Raw genomic sequence first — 19,634 nt, 5'->3', positions numbered from 1 at the left:
AAGTTCAGATCAAGGGGGAGTCCAAAATGCTCCCCCCTTTCTCAAAAATCAAATATGTCTGCGCTACTTACCCTGCGCCTGACGCGCTTTATCCAGGGAATACATCGCGGATTCCTTGAAAGCTTTATCATCCCCTGCAAGAGACAACGCCTTCAGACACAATTGCTCGGATTTGGCGTAGCGCTGCTGCTCATAATGCAAACGCGCCATCACCAGATAAACATCACCAGCCTTTGGCGACATACGCTGCGCCCTCTCCACCATCAGCATCGCCTGGTCGTAGCGTCCTTCGCGAGCGGCGGCATCAGCATTCGCCAGCATTTGACGAGCCGCCGGCGTAGGCTCCACTCGGGAAATACGCACCGGAGGCGAAACGGGCCGTCCCGTGCGATCCGGTTGCTGCGGCGCAGCCGTTTCTGCCGCTGGCGTCGAAGGCTGCGCCGTCTCTGGCCCCGACTCCGTCGTAGCGCTACGGTAAGGGTTCACGCCACACCCGGTCATCACCGCCAATATTCCCAACACACAAACTCTGTTCAGCAATCGCATCATTATTATTCCCCGGTATTAACCATCCCACCAGCTACGCAGCCAACGCTGCAGTGCATTATCGCGTCCGACGCAGGCGACCTCTTCGACAGGCGCGCTACCACGCTGGAAAGGCATGGCGACAGAACCGTCACACCCTTCGTCCGACTTTTTACCCGTAGCGCTATCCACCCACACCCATTCAACCGTTTCCGGAGTTGTGGGCACGAAGGACACCTGAGGCAATCGCTGATACAGATTCATCCAGACTTCCAAAGCGCCGGACGCCCCTGTCAGACGGGTCACGCTGTTGTCGTCTTTACCCAGCCACACAGTCGTCTGGTATTGGCCATTAAAGCCGACAAACCAACTGTCGCGGTAGTCGTCGGTCGTACCTGTTTTTCCCGCCAAGGAATAGTCTTCCGGAAAGCGCTGATAGACGCGTCGGCCCGTGCCTTCTCGCATGACATCGAACATGGCGTATTGGAGCAAATAAGTCGACGCGGGATCAACAACCTGATGAGTATCAAAAGGATATCTTGTCAGCAACTCACCATCGGGTTTTGTCACCGCGCGAATAGCCCGTAAAGGCGTATCAAATCCGGTGGACGCCAGGTTTTGATACAGATGAGCGACCTGAAGCGGCGTCAAATTCAGCGCCCCCAGCAGCACCGATGGATAGGGCGCCGCATCTGTCTCCACGCCCAGCTTACGCACTTGATCCAATACCGCCGGCACGCCCAGCTCCAACCCCAAGCGAACATTCGCCAGGTTCAGGGAATGCGCCAGCGCGTGCTGCAAAGTCACTTCGCCGTGGGTTTGTTTGTCATAGTTCTGCGGAGCCCACACATCGCCATTTTCAAATTTAATGGAAAACGCTTCATCTTTGATCGGCGTCGCCAATGTGTACTTGTCTTTCTCCTGCAAAGCCGTCAATGCGATCACGGGCTTGATCAGAGAGCCAATCTGCCGCTTCGCCTCAAGCGCCCGGTTAAAGCCGGCGAACTGCGCGTCTTTGCCGCCGACCAGAGCCACGACCTCGCCGCTGTCCAACGCGGTTGTCACCAAAGCGCCTTGCAGGCCCTGATTGGCCTTATTACGCTCCAGCCCTTTCACCGTTTTACTCAACGCCGACTCAGCCTGGGTTTGAACCAGAGGGTCAAGAGTGGTAAAGATCCGCAGTCCTTCTGATTGCAAATCCTCTTCGCGATAGTCTTTATCCAACTGCTGACGAACCAAGTCCATAAATGCGGGATAGAGACTGTCTGAATAACGCGGCTGCGCCACCACACCCAGAGGACGGTTCTTGAAGCCGACGCTTTGCTCATTGGAGATCACCCCGCCATCCGCCATCATCTGCAGCACCAAATCGCGACGCTTTTGCGCACGCTCAGGATGTTTACGCGGGTTGTAGTAAGAAGCGCCTTTAACAATCGCCACCAGGAGGGCGGACTTCTCCGGCGTCAAATCCTGTACAGGCACGCCGAAGTAGAACTGGCTGGCCATGCCAAAGCCGTGAATAGCGCGGGCGCCGGCCTGGCCCAGGAAGATCTCATTACAATAGGCTTCCAGAATTTCATCTTTCTCGTAATGCCATTCCAGCAGCAAGGCCATAATGGCCTCGTTGAACTTGCGCCAAATGGTCTGATCGCTGGACAAGTAAAAGTTCTTCACCAACTGCTGCGTCAGTGTGCTGCCGCCCTGTACGACGCGCCCAGCGCGAATATTCACCCAGGTCGCCCGCATTATGGATAGAGGCGATACGCCATAGTGGGAGTAGAAATTCTTATCCTCTACCGCCACCAGCGCCTTCTTTAAACTATCCGGAACCTCTTTAAGGCTCACCAGTAAACGGTCTTCATGCTGGGCGGGATAAATGCCGCCGATGACCACCGGCTCCAGTCTGGACCAGTTCGTATCCGTACCGCCGGCGCTTACTCGGCTGACGCCTTGGCTATCGAAGTCCAGGCGAAACTTCTGCGCTTTCTGATCTCCGTCGGGAAACTTGAACGAGCGGCTGTAAACCTCCAGCGCGCTGGAAGACATGGAATAGGTTCCCGGCTGCCCCGGACGATCCGTACGCCGGTATCCCAAGCTCTTCAGCTCTTCTTCAACCTGCCCTCGGGTATAGTTCTGACCAGGAAAAAACTCCATGGGGCGAGCGAACACCTGTGCAGGTAGCTGCCAGCGTTTGCCTTCGAACTTTTCTCTTACGGTCGCATCCAGATAAATGGTCCAAATCACCAGTAATACGGAGAGAACCAAAGTCACTTTAAAAAGGATTGAAAGGATGCGTCTTTTTGGTGCTGTCTTTTTCTTGCCGGGCCGCTTATTTGCAGGCTTGCGGGCTGTTTTAGGTTTCGACATGGGAATGTAGATGGTTTAAGCTCTAGTCTGCTGGCGCGGCTGCCTTTTATTCTCGTTGAAACGCGTTGTTTCAGGACGTTTGATGTGCGCCAGATGATTGTTTTTCGGGCGGTCGCGGCGGTTATCATAACCAATTTCAGCAATCAGTGGCATGAAACCCTCGCAATATTAAATAAGAAGGAGCGACGCGTGAGCGAGAGCTTAATTAAAGCGCTGCAGGATCCGGCAGTCTATGGACATCCCGTCACACAGTTTCAACTCGTCGAAACACACATCTCCTGGGTCATCCTGACCGGGCCATACGCCTACAAAATCAAGAAACCCATGGATTTCGGCTTTCTTAACTTTACAGATCTGGAGCGCCGCCGCTTCTATTGCGAGGAAGAACTGAGGCTCAATCGCCGTCTGGCGCCGGAGATTTACCAGGGGCTGGTGAGAATTACCGGCTCAGAGGCGAAGCCTTCCATTGACGGCGATGGCGATGTGATCGAATACGCCGTCAAGATGAAGCAGTTCAATCCCAACGATCTGCTCAGCAAGCTACCCAATGACTCAGATAAGCTGCCCCGCTACCTGGACGCTCTCAGCCAGCAACTGGCGGACTTCCACATGCAAGAGTCCGCTGTCGCTGACAGCAGCTGTGAATTTGGCGACCCTGAGCAAGTATTCGCGCCAGTGCAGCAAAACTTCGATCAGGTCCGCCCGATGCTGTCGGATCCTGCGGAGTTACGGCAACTGGAATACATCGAAGGCTGGGCGCAAAGCACCTACGAGCGCCTGCGTCCATTTCTACAGTCGCGTAAAGATAAGGGCTTCGTGCGCGAATGCCATGGCGATGTGCATCTTGGCAACGTAACCCTGTTTGAAGATAAAGTCACTCTGTTTGACTGCATTGAGTTTAACGAGGATTTTCGCTGGACAGATGTCTATAACGATCTCGCCTTCCTGATGATGGACCTGGAAGATCGGGGCATGAAACATCTGTCCTACCGGTTTTTGAATAAATACCTGGAATTGACTGGCGATTACGCCGGCGCTGAGTTGCTGCCTTTCTACAAGTCATACCGCGCCATGGTGAGATGTAAAGTGGCGCTGTTTACCCTTGGCGCGCCAGGGTTGAGCGAAGAGGCCAAGGCGGAACAGGTACGCAAATATCGCAAGTACCTGGAGTTGGCGGAAAGCTACATGGATGTGCCTGCGCGCTTTCTGCTCATCACCCATGGCGTTTCCGGCACGGGCAAATCCACTATCACTTCGCGTTTGCTGGAACGCTTGAGCGCTATTCGTCTGCGTTCGGACGTAGAGCGCAAGCGCCTGTTCGGTTTCTCTCATCTAGACAATACTGGCGCTTCCGGCAGCGATCAGGGCATCTATAACAAAGACGCCTCTATTAAAACTTACAGCCATCTCGCCGACACCGCCCGCGCCCTGCTGCACTGCGGAGCGGCGGTAATCATCGACGCCACATTTCTTCGCTACGATCAACGCCAGCAGATGGAAAAAGTGGCGGAGGAAGAAGGCATCCCCTTCGCTGTGGTGGATTGCCGCGTGCCATTGGATGAAATTGAGCGCCGCCTAAACCGCCGCAAAGCAAAGAACGATGATCCTGCGGAAGCCGGTGTGGAGGTCATGCACAAGCAGCTTACCCGGGACGAGCCGTTCCAGGAAGACGAGTTGCCTCATGTGCTGGTGGTCGCCACGGATAGCTCAGAGGACATCCATACCCTGACTGAAAAGTTAGTACAACGTCTCGGCGCAGCATGAGCTGCGCCGCCTCACTCCATAGCCACTGCGATTGCGTCGTTTTATCGTTCTGTTTTGTTACGGAACACTACATGACTTGACTTAAACCTCTGTCTATACTGCGATTATGCGTCGTTACAATAACGGCGCTCCGATTAGCGTTTACTCAGGGCGGCCTTATCCGCCCAGTCGCAGAATTGTTTCCGGAGGTGCAGCTCAATGGAACGGGTCAAGATAATAGATCACCCTCTTTATCAACTGCTTCGTTCTGAGAAGGTCGACGAGTTCAATAAGCAGAAACAGTCATCCCCTGTGCCCAGCTTTGAACTCTGTGATTTTCGCGGCTTGGATTTACGAGGCCTTGATGCATCAGGCCTCGACCTTAAAGGCGCGTACTTTCGCGGAGCGGATCTACGCGGCATTGATTTCCGCAAAGCGGACCTGGAAGGCGCCAGTATCGCCAGCACCAAAATCTCAGGCTGTTATTTCCCTGAAGAGCTGTCTCCAGATGAGATTGTAATGTCAGTCACCCATGGCACGCGCCTACGCTACCGTCGTTGAACCGGAACCGGACCTATGTTTTTACTTGGTGAACACGTGGCCTCCGTCGAAGGCCTACTCGAATACGTAAACAGCTCCGCGCGCAGCCTGCAAAGATTGCTTCCTCCCAGCCCAAACAATATTGAGCTATACCCCGGCACAGATCTGTTCCGGCGCATTCCCCGCGGGCACTTGTGTCTGGTGAGACGCGGAATGCTCTCCGCTGTCATGGATAATCGCGTCGCGTACATCCTTCAACCCGGAGATGTCGCAGGCATTGAAGGCGGCATTAAGGCCGCGACTGTCAGCTATGTATGTGAAGATCCTGTGCAACTGGATTGCTTCTCTCCCGTCGCCTTTCAGGAACTGTTGAAAGAAAACCAACAACTCGCCAATACATGGCAAAGCTATGTTGTCGGTCTGATGACGCTTTTCAGCCACGCCTATGGCGATATCAGTAAAGAACAACATCGCCCCCAGGCTGGGTTTACCCGCTACAAACCGGGAGACGTCATCATTCGTCAGGGTGAAGAAGCAGATAACGTTTACACCATGATGAAGGGCGACGCGAAAGTCTTTATCGATGAACAGGAAGTTGGAGAAGTGCACGAAGGGGAAATTTTCGGCGCTATCGCCGCGCTGACCAACGCCCCTCGCAACGCCACTGTTGTGGCGGGGAATTCATGCACGGTCATGGCGGTGCCCAAGTCCCAGTTCGTCAGTCTGATTCATGCCCACCCGGAAACCTGCTTCCATTTACTGGAAAATATGGCTCGGACCATCAACGACCTGAACCGCCGCCTGACTGGCGATTCCGCCGCGCTATAGCTTTTTCATGGCGTTACGAAAACTGCTGGGCGCCGTGCCCGCCTGGGAGCTGGATCAGTTAGACGACAGCGCCAGCCGCGGCTTTCATTTAGCCGGCCACAGCGTCTTTGTCGTCAAGCAACGAAACGCCCTTTTCGCTTACATAAATAGCTGCCCACATTTAGGCATCGAGCTGGAGTGGATGCCGGACCAGTTTCTCGACCACGCCCGGCAATTTATTCACTGCGCGACACACGGCGCGCTTTTTCTGATCCATTCAGGAGAGTGCATCAGCGGCCCCTGCCAGGGGCAGTCTCTTCAGCGACTGGAGATGGAGCGCACTAGCGATGAATGGCGCTTTTACCTGCTTAGCTGACACAGAATTACAACACTTCCAGATCGAACGGAATCACGTCTAATTTCTGGGAAAGCCTTATTTCCCCGGGCGTTATCTCTGATTTATACGCCAACACTTCCACCCCAGCCTCAATGGCTTCCGTCAGCAAAGCCCCATAACGAGCGTCGATGTGAGAGGCAGGGCTCACCACGGAAATACCGCTATGGTTGACGCAAAAGACCAACGCAGCCCGCTTCCCATTTCTCACCACGGACATCAGCTCCTCCAAATGCTTTTGCCCGCGTGTACTGACGGCATCGGGAAAGTAGCCACGCCCACTTATGCAAAGAGTGACGTTTTTCACCTCTACATAACAGTCGGGAAGCTCTGAGGAACCGGAAAGCACCCAATCAGCCCGACTGTTTTGATCACCGAATTTCACTTCCGCCTTTTTCAAAGCATATCCCTGCAACTCCTTGATCACACCTGCGTCAATCGCCTCGCCCACAAGCTGATTGGGACGCGCCGTATTCACACAGGCGAACTCTCCTGCCGGAGTTTCCACCAGTTCCCATGTATGTCGATACTTGCGGGAGGGATTGCCGGAGTCGCTGTAGTACACAAGACTCCCCGGCTCAGCGCATCCCGTCATCGCCCCCGTATTAGGGCAGTGAATGGTCAGCTCGACGCCGTTGGGAAGTTGGATATCCGCCAGAAACCGCTTGTATCGTTTCAGCAGTCTTCCAGGCGTTGAAACTATATCTATTTTCAAAAAAATGACTCCTTATTCGCACTGATAAACCCCGAAAATAGCAATCGCATTAAATTGGGCTACTTTGAAATAAATAAGGGTTGGCGATCAGTTCAGTTATCTGCTATGTTTCGCTCGCTTAAATCCTGACAAATCGCGAATATTAGCAAATATGAGTCCAGTGCGGGCGCTGGAGCCTACACTACTTGGTATTGAGAAGTGACTAGACGAGGCAGAAGATATGCCAAATGAAAAAGCGGGTAGCGCTGGTAAGTTCACGAATTTTACTCCGTATGAAATTGGTGAAAACGAAGAATACATGAGCCCTGCTCAGCTGGAGCATTTCAAACAGATCCTGCTGGACTGGAAACAAGAGCTCATGGAAGAAGTAGACCGCACCATGCACCATATGCAAGAAGATGCGGCCAACTATGCAGACCCCAGCGATAGGGCAACTCAGGAAGAAGAATTCAGCTTGGAACTACGTACTCGCGACAGAGAGCGTAAGCTGATCAAGAAAATTGACCAGACTATCGATCAGATTGATCGGGAAGATTACGGTTTTTGTGAGTCCTGCGGCGTAGAAATCGGTATTCGCCGCCTGGAAGCCCGCCCAACCGCCACACTGTGCATTGACTGCAAAACGCTGGCGGAGATTCGGGAAAAGCAAACCGGCATCTAATCCGGCCTCGCCTCCATGCAGGCAGTCTCTTCGGATATCTATCGAGGGCGCTTCGCGCCCTCTCCCACAGGCCCTCTTCACTTCGGCTCATTGGTCGGCGCGCTGGCCAGCTATCTTGATGCGCGCAACAGACAAGGCGTCTGGCTCGTTCGCATCGAAGACATCGATCCACTACGGGAAGTCCCCGGCGCCGCTGACAGCATACTACGAACACTTGAAGCTCACGGCCTGCTGTGGGACGAAAGCGTTGTCTATCAATCTCGCCGCCTCTCCTCCTACACAGAGCTACTCGCGCAATTGCTTGCGAGTGGTCACGCTTACCCTTGTCCTTGCAGTCGCAAAGAGCTGTCTGAGCGCCACGGTCGTCACCTGGACGCCTGCCGCCTACGCCAAACGAACCCTGGCTCCGAATACGCCTACCGGTTTGCCGTAACTGACGCAGAACACAGTTTCAATGACCTGATACAGGGTGACGTTCCCTACCATCTGCACGGGGAACTGGATGACTTCGTCATTCGGCGCAAAGAAGGCTTTTTCTCCTACCAACTGGCGGTCGTTTGCGATGATTTAGCACAGGGAATCAGCCACATCATTCGCGGCTCCGACTTGCTTGACTCCACGCCATTGCAGTATCAAATGTATAAAGCGTTGGGCAGAGAGTCACCGCAAGTTGGACACTTCCCGGTCGTCATCGATGCATCCGGGGCCAAACTCAGCAAGCAGAATCTGGCCCCCGGGCTAGATAACCGGCAAATCATGAGCAACCTCAGAGCGGCGGCAGCGGCGCTGCTGATCGATAACACAGAGCTGATGCAAGCCGAAACGCCCCAAGAGCTTTTACCGCTACTAACGCTAAATTGGTCCCGCGAGAGGATCCATGGACTTCGCAGCGTTCCCCTACCTGATATAGCCAGCGCACAAAGCGCTTAAAAGCTGTTACCCTGTTTTCACCCGCTTATATTTAATAAGTGCGCGAAAACAACCAATTGGGAAGCAAAAAAGGTATTTTGCATGCTCCCGTTTCCTCCAGTAACATGGACAAACCTAGTCTTCCGGGTATTTTGGTAACGCGGTCTATGTATATTTATCGCTTGGTGTTTCTGCTGATTTTAGGCGTCTACATATTTTCACCAGTGATCATGGACTGGTGGATCGCGCCGGGTAGCGCCTGGTATAGGCCTTACATTATCTGGTTCCTGCTGATCGTCGTCGCATACTGGTTAGAGCGAAAGCGGGGACCGAATGAATTTTAGCGCCTGGAGCCTGCTCGCTTACGGAGCCCTGTACCTAAGCGCATTGTTTGGCTTGGCTTACATCACTGAGCGCGGCTGGATACCTTTGCGCTGGGTCCGGCACCCCGCCACCTATGTTCTATCTCTTGGCGTCTACGCCAGCGCCTGGGCGTTTTACGGCTCCGTCGGTTTGGCCTACGAATTCGGCTACGGCTTCCTGGCTTTCTATCTGGGCGTTTGCGGCGCATTCCTCCTTGCGCCGGTGTTGTTGATTCCGGTTCTGAGGGTCACCAAATCCTATCAACTTTCTTCTATAGCGGATTTATTCACTTTCCGCTATAGAAGTCAGGCGGCTGGCACCATCAGCACGCTCTTTATCAGTTTTGCTTCGCTGGCGCTACTGGCTTTGCAGTTTCAGGCACTCGACAATTCTCTACACGTCCTGGCGCCTTCTGAGGATACGCGGATCGTTAGTCTGCTGTTTTGCGGCATGATTATTTTCTTCGCCATTTTTTTTGGCGCCCGGGGGCAGACTCGCGCGGAAAGACACCCCAGCCTGATCGTGGCGATAGCGCTTGAAGGCGGCCTCAAGCTGGTGATCATTCTGGCCCTGGCCATATTGATCGCCTATCAGGTGTTCGGCGGCTTCGGAGAAGTGAATAGCTGGCTGCAAGAGAACGCGCAACGCATCAGCGCCATGGAACGCCATTTGGAGGAAGGTCCCTGGCGGGCGATGCTGCTGATATTCTTCGCTTCCGCTTTGGTGATGCCGCATATGTTTCATGTCACCTTTACGGAAAACCTGAATCCGACAGCGCTTTACAAAGCGAGCTGGGGATTGCCCGTGTACCTGCTCCTGATGAGCCTGCCCATCCCCATTTTCATGTGGGCGGGCATCAAGCTATCCGTTCCTACTACGCCGGAGTTTTTTATCCTCGGCCTGGGACAGGTGCTTAACGCCCCCTGGATCAGCATTGTCGCCTTTCTTGGCGGACTGACCGCCGCCAGCGGCTTACTGATCGTAACCTGCCTGGCGCTGGCTTCGATGATGCTCAACCACGTTATCCTCCCGGTGTATCAGCCCTTGTCCCGCGGCAATATTTACTCCTGGCTGACCTGGGTAAGGCGTGGGTTGATCCTGTTTATTCTTGGCTCCGGCTACCTGTTCTCTCTGTTCCTGGACAACCGCTTCTCCCTCTCCGAGCTGGGCATACTGGCTTTTTCCGCCGGTCTGCAGTTGCTGCCGGGAGTCATGGCGGTTATCTATTGGCCACTGGGAAATCGCAACGGGTTCATCAGTGGCTTGTGCGCCGGCGTAAGTCTGTGGTTCGTCACTATGCCATTGCCCATCCTGTTCGGCGTAGACGTGTTCTCGGTCAACCCATGGCGCGACAGCTACAGTTTCAACCCCGACGACTGGCACTACTATGTGATGGCGTCGCTAACGCTGAATATCTTCGTTTTCGTCATGGTCAGCCTGTTTACCGACGCCTCTCAAGCGGAAGCGCGATCGGCCCAGGCCTGCTCCGTGGACACGTTGATGCGTCCATCACGGCGCGAATTAGTCGCCACCAGTTCCGAGCAGTTTAAGGATTTCCTGACAGAGTCTCTTGGTCGCCAAGCCGCCGAAAGGGAAGTGAATCACGCCCTCGCGCAGTTGCAGTTGCATGAAGTCGAATACCGTCCCTATGCGCTACGCAGATTACGCGATCAGATCGAAGCCAATCTGTCAGGACTGCTGGGCCCGGCCCTGGCGCAGGATATCGTCAAGCAGAACCTCAGCTTCAAACCCGCCACCAGCGTTGCGCCCGCTCAGGACATTTACTTCGTTGAAAGCAAGCTGGAGGAATACCATAACCGCCTCAGCGGACTTGCCGGCGAATTGGATACACTGCGGCGCTACCATCGGCAAACCCTGCAAAATCTGCCTATCGCCACCTGCTCTTTAGGCGCCGACCTTGAGGTGTTGATGTGGAATCACGCAATGGAACAACTGACGGGGATTTCCGCCCCTCAGGTCATCGGCTCGCACATCAGCGCCATCGCCAAGCCCTGGTCCTCGCTGCTCTTCAGCTTCGCCAATGCGGAAGAGCGCCATGTCTCCAAAAAACGCCTGGATATTAACGGCTCACCGCACTGGTTCAATCTGCACAAAGCCGCGATTGAAAGCGATGGGGCGTCCGGCGCGGGGCAAGTGCTGCTTCTGGAGGATTATACGGAGACCCAATTGCTGGAAGACGAGCTGGTCCACAGCGAACGCCTCGCTTCTGTGGGGCGCCTTGCAGCGGGAGTCGCTCACGAGATTGGCAATCCGGTGACGGGCATCGCCTGTCTCGCCCAAAACCTCAAACTTATGACCAGCAACGAAGAAGTGCTGGAGACTGCGGGGCATATTCTTGTACAGACCCAGCGGGTTTCCAGAATTTTGCAAACCCTGATGAATTTCGCCCGCTCCGGTAATTACACCCAGTCCGCCCAGCATGGACCGACAGAGTTAAAACGTTGCGTCGACGAAGCGATACACTTACTCTCCTTATCCACTAAAGAGCCACAGGTGCTCTACGTCAACGAAGTGGACGAAACGGTAAAGGTAATGGGCGATGGACAACGTCTGGTGCAGGTGTTCGTCAACTTGCTCAGCAACGCCCGCGACGCTTCTGAGGCTTCAGCCAATATCTGGGTGAGAGCCACGCTGCAACAGTATTCCATCCACGTCGAAGTCGAGGACGAAGGCAGCGGCATTAACGGCGATCAGATAGATCACCTGTTCGAGCCCTTCTACACCACCAAAGGCCCTGATAAGGGCACTGGTTTGGGGCTGTCTCTGGTGTACAGCATTATAGAAGAGCACTACGGCCACATTCGGATAGAAAGTCCGGCGGATAAAGAATCCGGCAAAGGAACCCGGGTCATTATCGAACTACCGGCTTATCAGTCCGACTCAGAAAGTATCTCTGCAGAGTTAACGGAAACTTAAGCTATGGCTTTAATCTTGATTGTAGAAGACGAGAGCATTATCCGCTCCGCCCTGACGCGACTCTTACAGCATAACGGTTACGCCGTCGCCGAAGCGGACTCCGTTGATCGCGCCCTGGAAGTTGCGGAGCAAAGCAAGCCGGATTTGATCATTTCCGATCTGCGTCTCCCGGGTCGTCCCGGCACCGATCTGATTCAGGCGACCGAGACTCCCGTCCTGATCATGACCAGTTACGCCAGCCTGCGCTCCGCCGTGGATTCCATGAAACTCGGCGCAGTGGACTATATCGCCAAACCTTTCGATCACGACGAGATGCTGGCGTCGATCAAATCCATCTTGGACCGACGACCGGCCAAGCCCTCACCTCCCAAACTCGAAGCGGAAAACGCCTCAGCGCGTGCGGACATCAATGATCTGATGTTCGGCGAATGCACGGAAATGCTGAAGCTGTTCGATTTGATCGGTAAAGTCGCTCCGACTGACACCACCGTCCTGATTCAAGGCGAGTCAGGTACGGGCAAAGAGCTGGCCGCTCGCGCCCTGCACATGTTGAGCCGACGCAGGGAAGGAGCCCTCATCTGCGTCAACTGCGCAGCAATTCCAGAGACCTTGATCGAATCCGAGCTATTCGGTCATGAGAAAGGCGCGTTTACCGGCGCTGTGGGTGCGCGTAGCGGCCTGATAGAGGCGGCTGATGGCGGCACCTTGTTTCTCGACGAAATCGGCGAACTGCCACTGGAAGCCCAGGCGCGTTTATTACGGGTGCTCCAAGAGGGCGAGATTCGCCGGGTCGGCTCCACCCAGTCCAAACAGGTGGACGTGCGCCTTATCGCAGCAACGCACCGTAACCTCAAGGCAATGACGAAAGTGGGCGAGTTCCGGGAGGACTTGTTTTACCGACTTAACGTCATGCAGCTCCGCATTCCCCCACTACGCGACCGGGAAGACGATGTCATCGGTCTGGCTAAAATGCTGCTGGCCAAAATGGGCGACCGCATGGATAAGCCCAACCTTAAGTTCGATAAGGACGCCCTTACTCTTATCCGCCGCTACCAGTGGCCAGGTAACGTGCGAGAAATGGAGAACGCCGTGGAGCGCGCTGTCATCCTCTCAGACGGCGACCAAATTGGTAAGGACCTACTGGCGATTGACCTGGAGGGCGAACTGGATATCCCCGAGGGCATGCTGAGCATGGATAATCCGGCCAACTCCAAAGGCGCGGATAAAGGCACCGACCTGTCATTAGAGGACTATTTCCAGCACTTTGTACTGGAAAATCAGGACACCATGAGCGAAACCGAGTTAGCCCGCAAATTGGGCATCAGCCGAAAAAGTTTGTGGGAGCGTCGACAGCGTTTGGGCATACCGCGCACAAAAAAAAGCGCAAAGTAACACTTTTCCCAGCCAGCCCGGCTCATCCGGGCTGCAGCCTCCCCATAGACTCTATTCTCACGCCCCAAATCGTTTCTTTCTGATCAACTTTCAGTCGATCACGCGCATTTATTGCTCACAATCTTAAATTGTTACGCGAAGTTGACTTGCATATTCACTAATGTGGGCCATAATTTTGATTAAAAAACAGCCTAAATGCGCCTCGCGCCCCTCTTTGTGACACCAACTGAGTTTGAGTTGTTACCCAGCGTTACTTTGGGGAACACCATGATGCCCTTTCAGTGGGCATTAGTAACACTCAGGTAAGCAAAAACACGTATGACTTTTGAACACTTACACCTACATTGCTGTTTTATAATGTTTTTTTAATTTCTTGGCACGCACCATGCTCTCTTACAGTGCAAAATAAAAATAAAAATGCACTGAACTGCACAAATAAAAATAAAAAAGCAGAGTGAACAAAAAGAACAACCCAGAACAAAAATAAAAATACGGGTGGCGAACTGATTGTTTTGGATGCCGAGCTTTTTAGTGGTATTTCAAGGTATGGGTAGGGTGTCTAGTATTAAGAAGAACCACAACAGTGGACGTTCTAGACGTAAACAACACTATCCAAATCCCTATTATCACTCGAAGTATTCAAAGCGTTCCGTTTGTAACTAATTCCTCTAGGCTCTAATTGTGGAGCGACCAATCGTTTGGGACCAAGACAAAAATAAAAACAAAAAATAGTCTAACCTTCTTCTCAGTGGGGGAAAGCAACATTGCTTTCCCCTTAGTTATTCTCCCCTCTTCTCATTTTCTTCTTAAATTTCCGTCTTTTGTCGACTAATGCCCCATCAGCGCTATGCTTAAAGCATATAGGGTCTGAACACCTTTCAGCCACATTCCACGGCGCATGAGGCACGGCTTTTGCTGTCGCAATATCCGTTACAAAAGAGTACACTCCGGCCCTCGAAATCATTGGTATTGATAGACACAAGATCGTCATGCTGAAAAAGTTAATGGGCCTGATAAAACCGGGACGCAAAGAAGCCGGCGCAAAACCTTTGAAACTGCGAATTATCCCCCGCGACAGCCATATAGTCTCACGCAAGCAGATCAGCCCTGCAGCGTTGAAAGTTCTCTACCGCCTGAACAGCGCCAACTATGACGCTTTTTTAGTCGGTGGCGGCGTTCGCGACCTATTACTGGGCGCACAACCTAAAGACTTCGACGTCGCAACAAGCGCAACTCCGGAACAGGTGCGCGAGCAGTTCAACAACTGCCGCCTGATCGGACGTCGCTTCCGACTCGCCCATGTGCGTTTCGGCCGTGAAATCATAGAAGTCGCAACATTCCGCGCCGGCCATCAAAATGCCGGCGATGACGCTGGCGACGCCGTTACCAGCGACTCAGGTCAGATCCTGCGCGACAATGTCTATGGTAACCAGGAAGAAGACGCGCTACGCCGCGACTTCACCATTAACGCGCTTTATTACTGCGTCAGAGATTTCAGTATTTATGACTACGCAGGTGGCATTGAAGACATTGAACACCGGGTTCTGCGCCTGATCGGCGATCCTGAAACCCGTTACCGGGAAGATCCTGTGCGCATGCTGCGCGCCGCGAGATTCGCCGCAAAACTGGATTTTTCAATAGAAGAACGTACCGCCAGCCCTATCCTGGAGCTGGGTCCCTTGTTGCTCAACATTCCCTCTGCGCGCTTGTTTGAAGAAGTACTCAAGCTTTTCTTATCCGGTAAAGCTGTACGCACATTCGAAATTCTGCGTCAGTTCGACTTATTCAAGTTTCTGTTTCCAGAAACTGACCGCCTGCTGGAAAGCGAGCACCCCCATGCGGAAAAACTGATTCTGCAGGCGCTGCGCAACACAGATAAGCGAATTGCTCAGGACAAGCCGGTCACCCCCGCGTTTTTGTACGCCGCTATGCTGTGGTCTCCAATGCAGAGGCTACAGCAACGCTATCTGGATGACGGCTTACCGCCCATGCAGGCTATGCACAAAGCAATCGACAAAGTGCTGGCGCAGCAGGTCAAACATACCGCGTTGCCCAAACGTTTCAGCCAGCCCATGCGCGAAATCTGGGAATTACAGCTTCGTCTGCCTCGTAAACAAAGCAAGCGTTTGCAGGGCCTGGTAGAGCATCCCCGCTTCCGCGCCGCCTACGACTTCCTGGTCTTACGCGAACAAAGCGGAGAAGACCTGCAAGGACTTGGCGAATGGTGGACGCGCTATCAGGAAGCCGATGACCAGGGGCGCAGCAAATTACAGCAGCAAGGCCCTAAACGGGATGGCTCCGGTGGGCGCAGACGTCCGCGCAGACGACCACGCCGCACCAACAACAGTGCGCCGTCGCAATGACAATCTGCTTTGTCGGCCTGGGCAGCAACCTAAGCCTGCCTGAACAACAGCTGCACCAGGCTCTAAGTGCTTTAGAAGACATATCCGGCGTCCAATTACTGCAGGCGTCCAGCCTGTATCGCAGTGCGCCGCTCGGCGCGCCTGATCAGCCCTGGTATGTCAACGCCGTCGCGCAATTGGAAACCAGTCTGGAGCCTCTCGCCCTGTTGCGTGAGCTACAGACGATCGAGAACAATCAAGGCCGCGTACGCCAAGGCGAGCGCTGGAGCCCCAGAACCCTGGACCTGGATTTGCTGTTATTTGGCGAACAAGTCATCGACAGCGACGTACTGACCATACCTCACTACGCCATGCACGAACGTAACTTCGTTATAATTCCCCTAGCTGAAATTGCGCCGAACTGCGTCATTCCGGGCATCGGATCGATATCCGCCCTGCTTGCGACCTTACCGCAAGAAGGCATTGAGCGTATTCAGTAGGGCGCAACGACGCCTCAACGCATCCGGGACTTTATTCACGTCAGGTTTCCATTTAGTCTATTGCCTCCAACAGTACAGGATGATTGCATGTCCATCACTCTGAGCACCCTCCTGGACCTCAAGAAAAAATCCGAAAAATTCGCGGTAATGACCGCCTACGACGCCACCTTCGCCTACGAAATGGATCAGGCAGGCGTTGAGGTAATATTGGTCGGCGATTCGCTCGGCATGGTTTTACAGGGTCACGACAGCACAGTTCCAGTTCGCCTGGAAGACATGGTTTACCATACGGCGTCGGTCAAACGCGGCGCGCGCAACGCGTTTATCATCGCCGACATGCCTTTTATGAGTTACGGCACGCCAGAGCAGGCTATGGCCGGGGCCAAGCAGCTCATGCAGGCGGGCGCGCACATGGTGAAACTGGAAGGCGGAGCCTGGCTTTGTGACGCCATTGCCCATCTTTCCCGCCAAGGCGTCCCAGTATGCGCTCATTTGGGGCTAACGCCGCAATCCGTCAACAAGTTCGGCGGCTACAAAGTGCAAGGCAAAGAAGCAAGCCAGGCCCAGTTGATGCTGGAAGACGCCAAGGCTTTGGAACAAGCCGGCGCTGACATATTATTGCTGGAATGCGTACCTACCAAGCTCGCCAAGCAATTGACGGAAGAAGTCTGCGCGCCGGTCGTCGGCATTGGAGCAGGCCCATACACTGACGGGCAAGTACTGGTTATGCACGATCTTTTAGGAGTCGGCGCAGGCAAAAAACCGAAGTTCGTCAAAAACTTCCTTGCCGGTTCCGATTCTATTCAAGTAGCGTTTAAGGGTTACGTGGAAGCCGTTAAGAGCGGCGCATTTCCGGCGGAGGAGCACAGCTTCAACATATGATCACCATCCACAGGATTAAAGACCTGCGCGCCGCAATCCGGCAGCAGCGCACGCAAGGGAAACGCATCGGACTGGTGCCCACTATGGGCAATTTGCACGCGGGACACGTCAGCCTTGTCAAACAAGCCAAGGAGGTGTGCGACTATGTGGTGACTTCCATTTTTGTTAACCCGCTGCAATTCGGGGCAAACGAGGATCTGGATAAGTATCCGAGAACCCTGGACGCAGACAAAGAAAAGTTGGTCGCCGCCGGCAACCATCTTTTGTTCACTCCGGAAGTCAATCAGCTGTACCCCGAGGGATTGGAGCGCCACACCAAAGTCATTACACCGGCGCTGAGCGAGCTTCACTGCGGCGCCAGCCGTCCCGGGCACTTTACTGGCGTCACGACCGTCGTATCCATGCTGTTCAACATGGTGCAGCCGGATGTCGCCATATTTGGTGAAAAAGACTTTCAGCAATTGGCGGTCATCCGCAAAATGACCCGCGACCTATATCTCCCCATCGTCATTGAGAGCGGCCCAACCCTGAGGGAAGCGGACGGTCTGGCGATGAGCTCCCGCAATGGCTACCTTTCCGCCGAACAACGCCAAACGGCGCCATTGCTGTACAAGCTCCTGCAAGAAAGTGCGGAGCAGATCGAAAATGGCGACAAGGACTTTGCCGCTATCAGCGCAGAAGCCAACAATAAACTGACAGAAGCCGGCTTCGTTCCTGACTACTTCAATATCGTGAACAGCGACACTCTGTCTCCGGCTGTCGCCAGCGACAGCGACATTACGATACTTGCGGCAGCCTATCTGGGAACGACAAGGCTTATCGACAACATCAGCGTACACCTAGGTTGATATCCATCATCAATCCCAAGGAAATTCAAAACAATGCAAGACACGCCTCAAACGCTTAACGATAAGGCTAAAGAAAGCTGGCGGGCATTGCAGCAACATGCTGCAGACACCGCCAACGACCATATTCTGGATTACTTTCACCGCGATCCCGCTAGAGTTCAAAGCTACTCTCTCAGTGCGGCGGGGCTCACTCTGGACTACTCCAAGAATAGAGCAAACTCCGCCACGCTTGAAATGCTGGTAAAACTGGCTGAAGACGCAGGGATGAGAAAGTCCATCGACGCTATGTTCGCTGGCGAGCCAATCAACCATACGGAAGGTCGCGCGGTTCTCCATACCGCACTACGTGACAGCTCCGATACGCCAGTGCTGGTGGATGGCCAGGATATCAAACCAGAAATCCGCAGCGCCCTGGCGCAAATGGAGCAGTTCGTCAGCAAGGTTCACCGCGGCGAATGGTTAGGGTATAGCGGCAAGCCGATCAACGATGTCGTCAGTATCGGCATCGGTGGTTCTTACCTGGGGCCTCGCGTTGCAGTGGAAGCACTGCGTCCTTATTGGCAGGAAAACATCCGCTGCCATTTCGTCTCCAATGTGGACGGCTCTGATATTGCCTACACCCTTGAGAACCTGAATCCAGAAACCACCTTGTTCATCGTCCAGTCCAAGTCTTTCACGACTCAGGAGACACTGGCGAACTCCATGACCGCTCGCGAATGGTATTTACGCGAAGGCGGTTCTGAAGCGGGACTGAGCAAGCATTTTGTCGCAGTTTCCAGCAACGTACAGCGCGCCCGTGATTTCGGTATCGACGCGGAAAATGTATTCCCGATGTGGGACTGGGTGGGTGGACGCTACTCATTATGGTCCGCCATTGGTTTGCCCATTGCGCTGCAGGTTGGTATGAAAGCCTTCAGAGATTTGCTCGCCGGTGCAGAAGCCATGGATCAGCATTTCAAAACAGCGCCGCTTGAGCAAAATATGCCGGTATTGATGGGCATGCTGGGCATCTGGTATCACAATTTCCTGGGCGCGGACAGCTACGTTATCCTGCCCTATGACCAGACGCTTGAGAATCTTCCTGCGCACCTGCAACAGGTTGATATGGAAAGCAACGGCAAAGGCGTCAATCGCGCAGGGGTTAGCGTCGACTACGCCACAGGCCCGATTATCTGGGGCGGCGCTGGCACTAACGGCCAGCATGCCTATCACCAGTTACTGCATCAAGGCACACGCTGGACGCCAGCGGACTTCATACTTCCGCTGAGATCCCACAAGCCCGCCGGACGCCATCACGCCATGCTGGCCTCCAATTGCTTTGCGCAAAGTCAGGCATTAATGTGCGGCAAGTCTCTTGAGAAAGCGCGTCAGGAACTGCTTGACGCAGGCATGTCATCAGAGCGTGCAGACGAGCTGGCGCCTCATAAAGTGATTCCTGGCAACCGTCCCAGCAACACGCTGGTGATGGAAGAAATCAATCCGCATACGCTCGGCGCACTGATCGCTTTGTATGAACAAAAAGTTTTCGTGCAGGGAGTTATCTGGAATTTGAATTCTTTTGATCAGTGGGGCGTAGAGCTGGGCAAACAACTCAGCGACAGTATATTGCCCATGCTGCTGGACACCGGCGCGTCGACAGATGCGCTTGACCCATCCAGCGCCGCACTGGTAGAGAAATTCCGCAAAGCCAACGGTTCCGGGAGCTAACT

The 19,634-nt window shown here is 53.9% G+C and carries 18 protein-coding genes; 14 read left to right on the top strand and 4 right to left on the bottom strand.

All coding sequences use genetic code 11. The features are described 5' to 3' along the window. Nucleotides 1-63: 63 nt before the first annotated feature. From O5O45_RS28965 to O5O45_RS28955, 3 genes are read right to left on the bottom strand one after another with little or no spacing between them, the layout of a single operon-like run. Complete coding sequence (locus tag O5O45_RS28965) at nucleotides 64-549, bottom strand: tetratricopeptide repeat protein (protein WP_305902765.1); 486 nt, start codon at nucleotides 547-549, stop codon at nucleotides 64-66. A 15-nt stretch (nucleotides 550-564) separates the two neighbouring features. Beyond that, the gene (gene mrcB, locus O5O45_RS28960; RefSeq protein WP_305902764.1) at nucleotides 565-2,892 is read right to left on the bottom strand and encodes a penicillin-binding protein 1B; all 2,328 of its coding nucleotides are present in this window, start codon (nucleotides 2,890-2,892) and stop codon (nucleotides 565-567) included. A 15-nt stretch (nucleotides 2,893-2,907) separates the two neighbouring features. Then, nucleotides 2,908-3,045, bottom strand: coding sequence for a hypothetical protein (locus O5O45_RS28955; RefSeq protein WP_305902763.1), 138 nt, complete (start codon nucleotides 3,043-3,045; stop codon nucleotides 2,908-2,910). 36 nt (nucleotides 3,046-3,081) lie between these two features. Between O5O45_RS28955 and O5O45_RS28950 the strand changes: the two genes are divergently transcribed. The 4 genes from O5O45_RS28950 to O5O45_RS28935 all read left to right on the top strand — a co-directional run bounded on the left by O5O45_RS28950 (nucleotide 3,082) and on the right by O5O45_RS28935 (nucleotide 6,358). After that, nucleotides 3,082-4,656, top strand: a complete 1,575-nt coding sequence (locus O5O45_RS28950) for a bifunctional aminoglycoside phosphotransferase/ATP-binding protein (protein WP_305902762.1) — start codon at nucleotides 3,082-3,084, stop codon at nucleotides 4,654-4,656. A 198-nt stretch (nucleotides 4,657-4,854) separates the two neighbouring features. Then, nucleotides 4,855-5,196 carry a pentapeptide repeat-containing protein gene (locus O5O45_RS28945; RefSeq protein ID WP_305902761.1) on the top strand — a complete coding sequence of 114 codons (342 nt, stop codon included), beginning with the start codon at nucleotides 4,855-4,857 and terminating at the stop codon, nucleotides 5,194-5,196. 15 nt (nucleotides 5,197-5,211) lie between these two features. After that, nucleotides 5,212-6,003, top strand: a complete 792-nt coding sequence (locus O5O45_RS28940; protein ID WP_305902760.1) for a cyclic nucleotide-binding domain-containing protein — start codon at nucleotides 5,212-5,214, stop codon at nucleotides 6,001-6,003. A gap of 7 nt (nucleotides 6,004-6,010) precedes the next feature. Then, nucleotides 6,011-6,358: a Rieske (2Fe-2S) protein gene (locus O5O45_RS28935; RefSeq protein ID WP_305902759.1), complete on the top strand. Its 348-nt coding sequence runs from the start codon at nucleotides 6,011-6,013 to the stop codon at nucleotides 6,356-6,358. Between the two features lie 7 nt (nucleotides 6,359-6,365). Here the strand turns inward: O5O45_RS28935 and sfsA are convergent, their stop codons facing one another. Next, on the bottom strand, nucleotides 6,366-7,091 hold the full coding sequence (sfsA, locus tag O5O45_RS28930) for a DNA/RNA nuclease SfsA (RefSeq protein WP_305902758.1): 726 nt from the start codon (nucleotides 7,089-7,091) through the stop codon (nucleotides 6,366-6,368). Between the two features lie 220 nt (nucleotides 7,092-7,311). Here sfsA and dksA point away from each other — a divergent pair, with 220 nt between their 5' ends. From dksA to pgi, 10 genes are all read left to right on the top strand, one after another. Further along, nucleotides 7,312-7,752, top strand: coding sequence for an RNA polymerase-binding protein DksA (gene dksA, locus O5O45_RS28925; protein WP_305902757.1), 441 nt, complete (start codon nucleotides 7,312-7,314; stop codon nucleotides 7,750-7,752). Between the two features lie 15 nt (nucleotides 7,753-7,767). Beyond that, nucleotides 7,768-8,682 carry a tRNA glutamyl-Q(34) synthetase GluQRS gene (gluQRS, locus tag O5O45_RS28920; protein WP_305902756.1) on the top strand — a complete coding sequence of 305 codons (915 nt, stop codon included), beginning with the start codon at nucleotides 7,768-7,770 and terminating at the stop codon, nucleotides 8,680-8,682. A 146-nt stretch (nucleotides 8,683-8,828) separates the two neighbouring features. Next, a complete protein-coding gene (locus O5O45_RS28915) occupies nucleotides 8,829-9,005 on the top strand; it encodes a hypothetical protein (RefSeq protein ID WP_041598984.1) in 177 nt (58 codons plus the stop codon). After that, complete coding sequence (locus O5O45_RS28910; protein WP_305902755.1) at nucleotides 8,995-11,961, top strand: sensor histidine kinase; 2,967 nt, start codon at nucleotides 8,995-8,997, stop codon at nucleotides 11,959-11,961. Before O5O45_RS28915 ends, O5O45_RS28910 begins: the two co-directional genes overlap by 11 nt. 3 nt (nucleotides 11,962-11,964) lie before the next feature. Then, entirely contained in the window at nucleotides 11,965-13,353 is a 1,389-nt protein-coding gene (locus tag O5O45_RS28905) for a sigma-54-dependent transcriptional regulator (RefSeq protein WP_305902754.1), read from the top strand. Nucleotides 13,354-14,342: 989 nt separating this feature from the next. Continuing rightward, nucleotides 14,343-15,716, top strand: coding sequence for a polynucleotide adenylyltransferase PcnB (gene pcnB / locus O5O45_RS28900; RefSeq protein ID WP_305902753.1), 1,374 nt, complete (start codon nucleotides 14,343-14,345; stop codon nucleotides 15,714-15,716). Next, the gene (folK, locus tag O5O45_RS28895) at nucleotides 15,713-16,195 is read left to right on the top strand and encodes a 2-amino-4-hydroxy-6-hydroxymethyldihydropteridine diphosphokinase (protein WP_305902752.1); all 483 of its coding nucleotides are present in this window, start codon (nucleotides 15,713-15,715) and stop codon (nucleotides 16,193-16,195) included. Before pcnB ends, folK begins: the two co-directional genes overlap by 4 nt. 87 nt (nucleotides 16,196-16,282) lie before the next feature. Then, nucleotides 16,283-17,077 (top strand): 3-methyl-2-oxobutanoate hydroxymethyltransferase, encoded by a 795-nt coding sequence (gene panB, locus O5O45_RS28890; RefSeq protein ID WP_305902751.1) that lies wholly within the window; start codon nucleotides 16,283-16,285, stop codon nucleotides 17,075-17,077. Beyond that, nucleotides 17,074-17,925, top strand: coding sequence for a pantoate--beta-alanine ligase (gene panC / locus O5O45_RS28885; protein WP_305902750.1), 852 nt, complete (start codon nucleotides 17,074-17,076; stop codon nucleotides 17,923-17,925). Before panB ends, panC begins: the two co-directional genes overlap by 4 nt. Nucleotides 17,926-17,958: 33 nt before the next feature. After that, nucleotides 17,959-19,632 (top strand): glucose-6-phosphate isomerase, encoded by a 1,674-nt coding sequence (gene pgi, locus O5O45_RS28880; protein WP_305902749.1) that lies wholly within the window; start codon nucleotides 17,959-17,961, stop codon nucleotides 19,630-19,632. Nucleotides 19,633-19,634 lie beyond the last annotated feature (2 nt).

Source organism: Hahella sp. HNIBRBA332 (assembly GCF_030719035.1).
Taxonomy (GTDB): domain Bacteria; phylum Pseudomonadota; class Gammaproteobacteria; order Pseudomonadales; family Oleiphilaceae; genus Hahella.
Note: the sequence above shows the minus strand (reverse complement) of the source record. Positions and strands in the feature narration are given on the sequence as shown.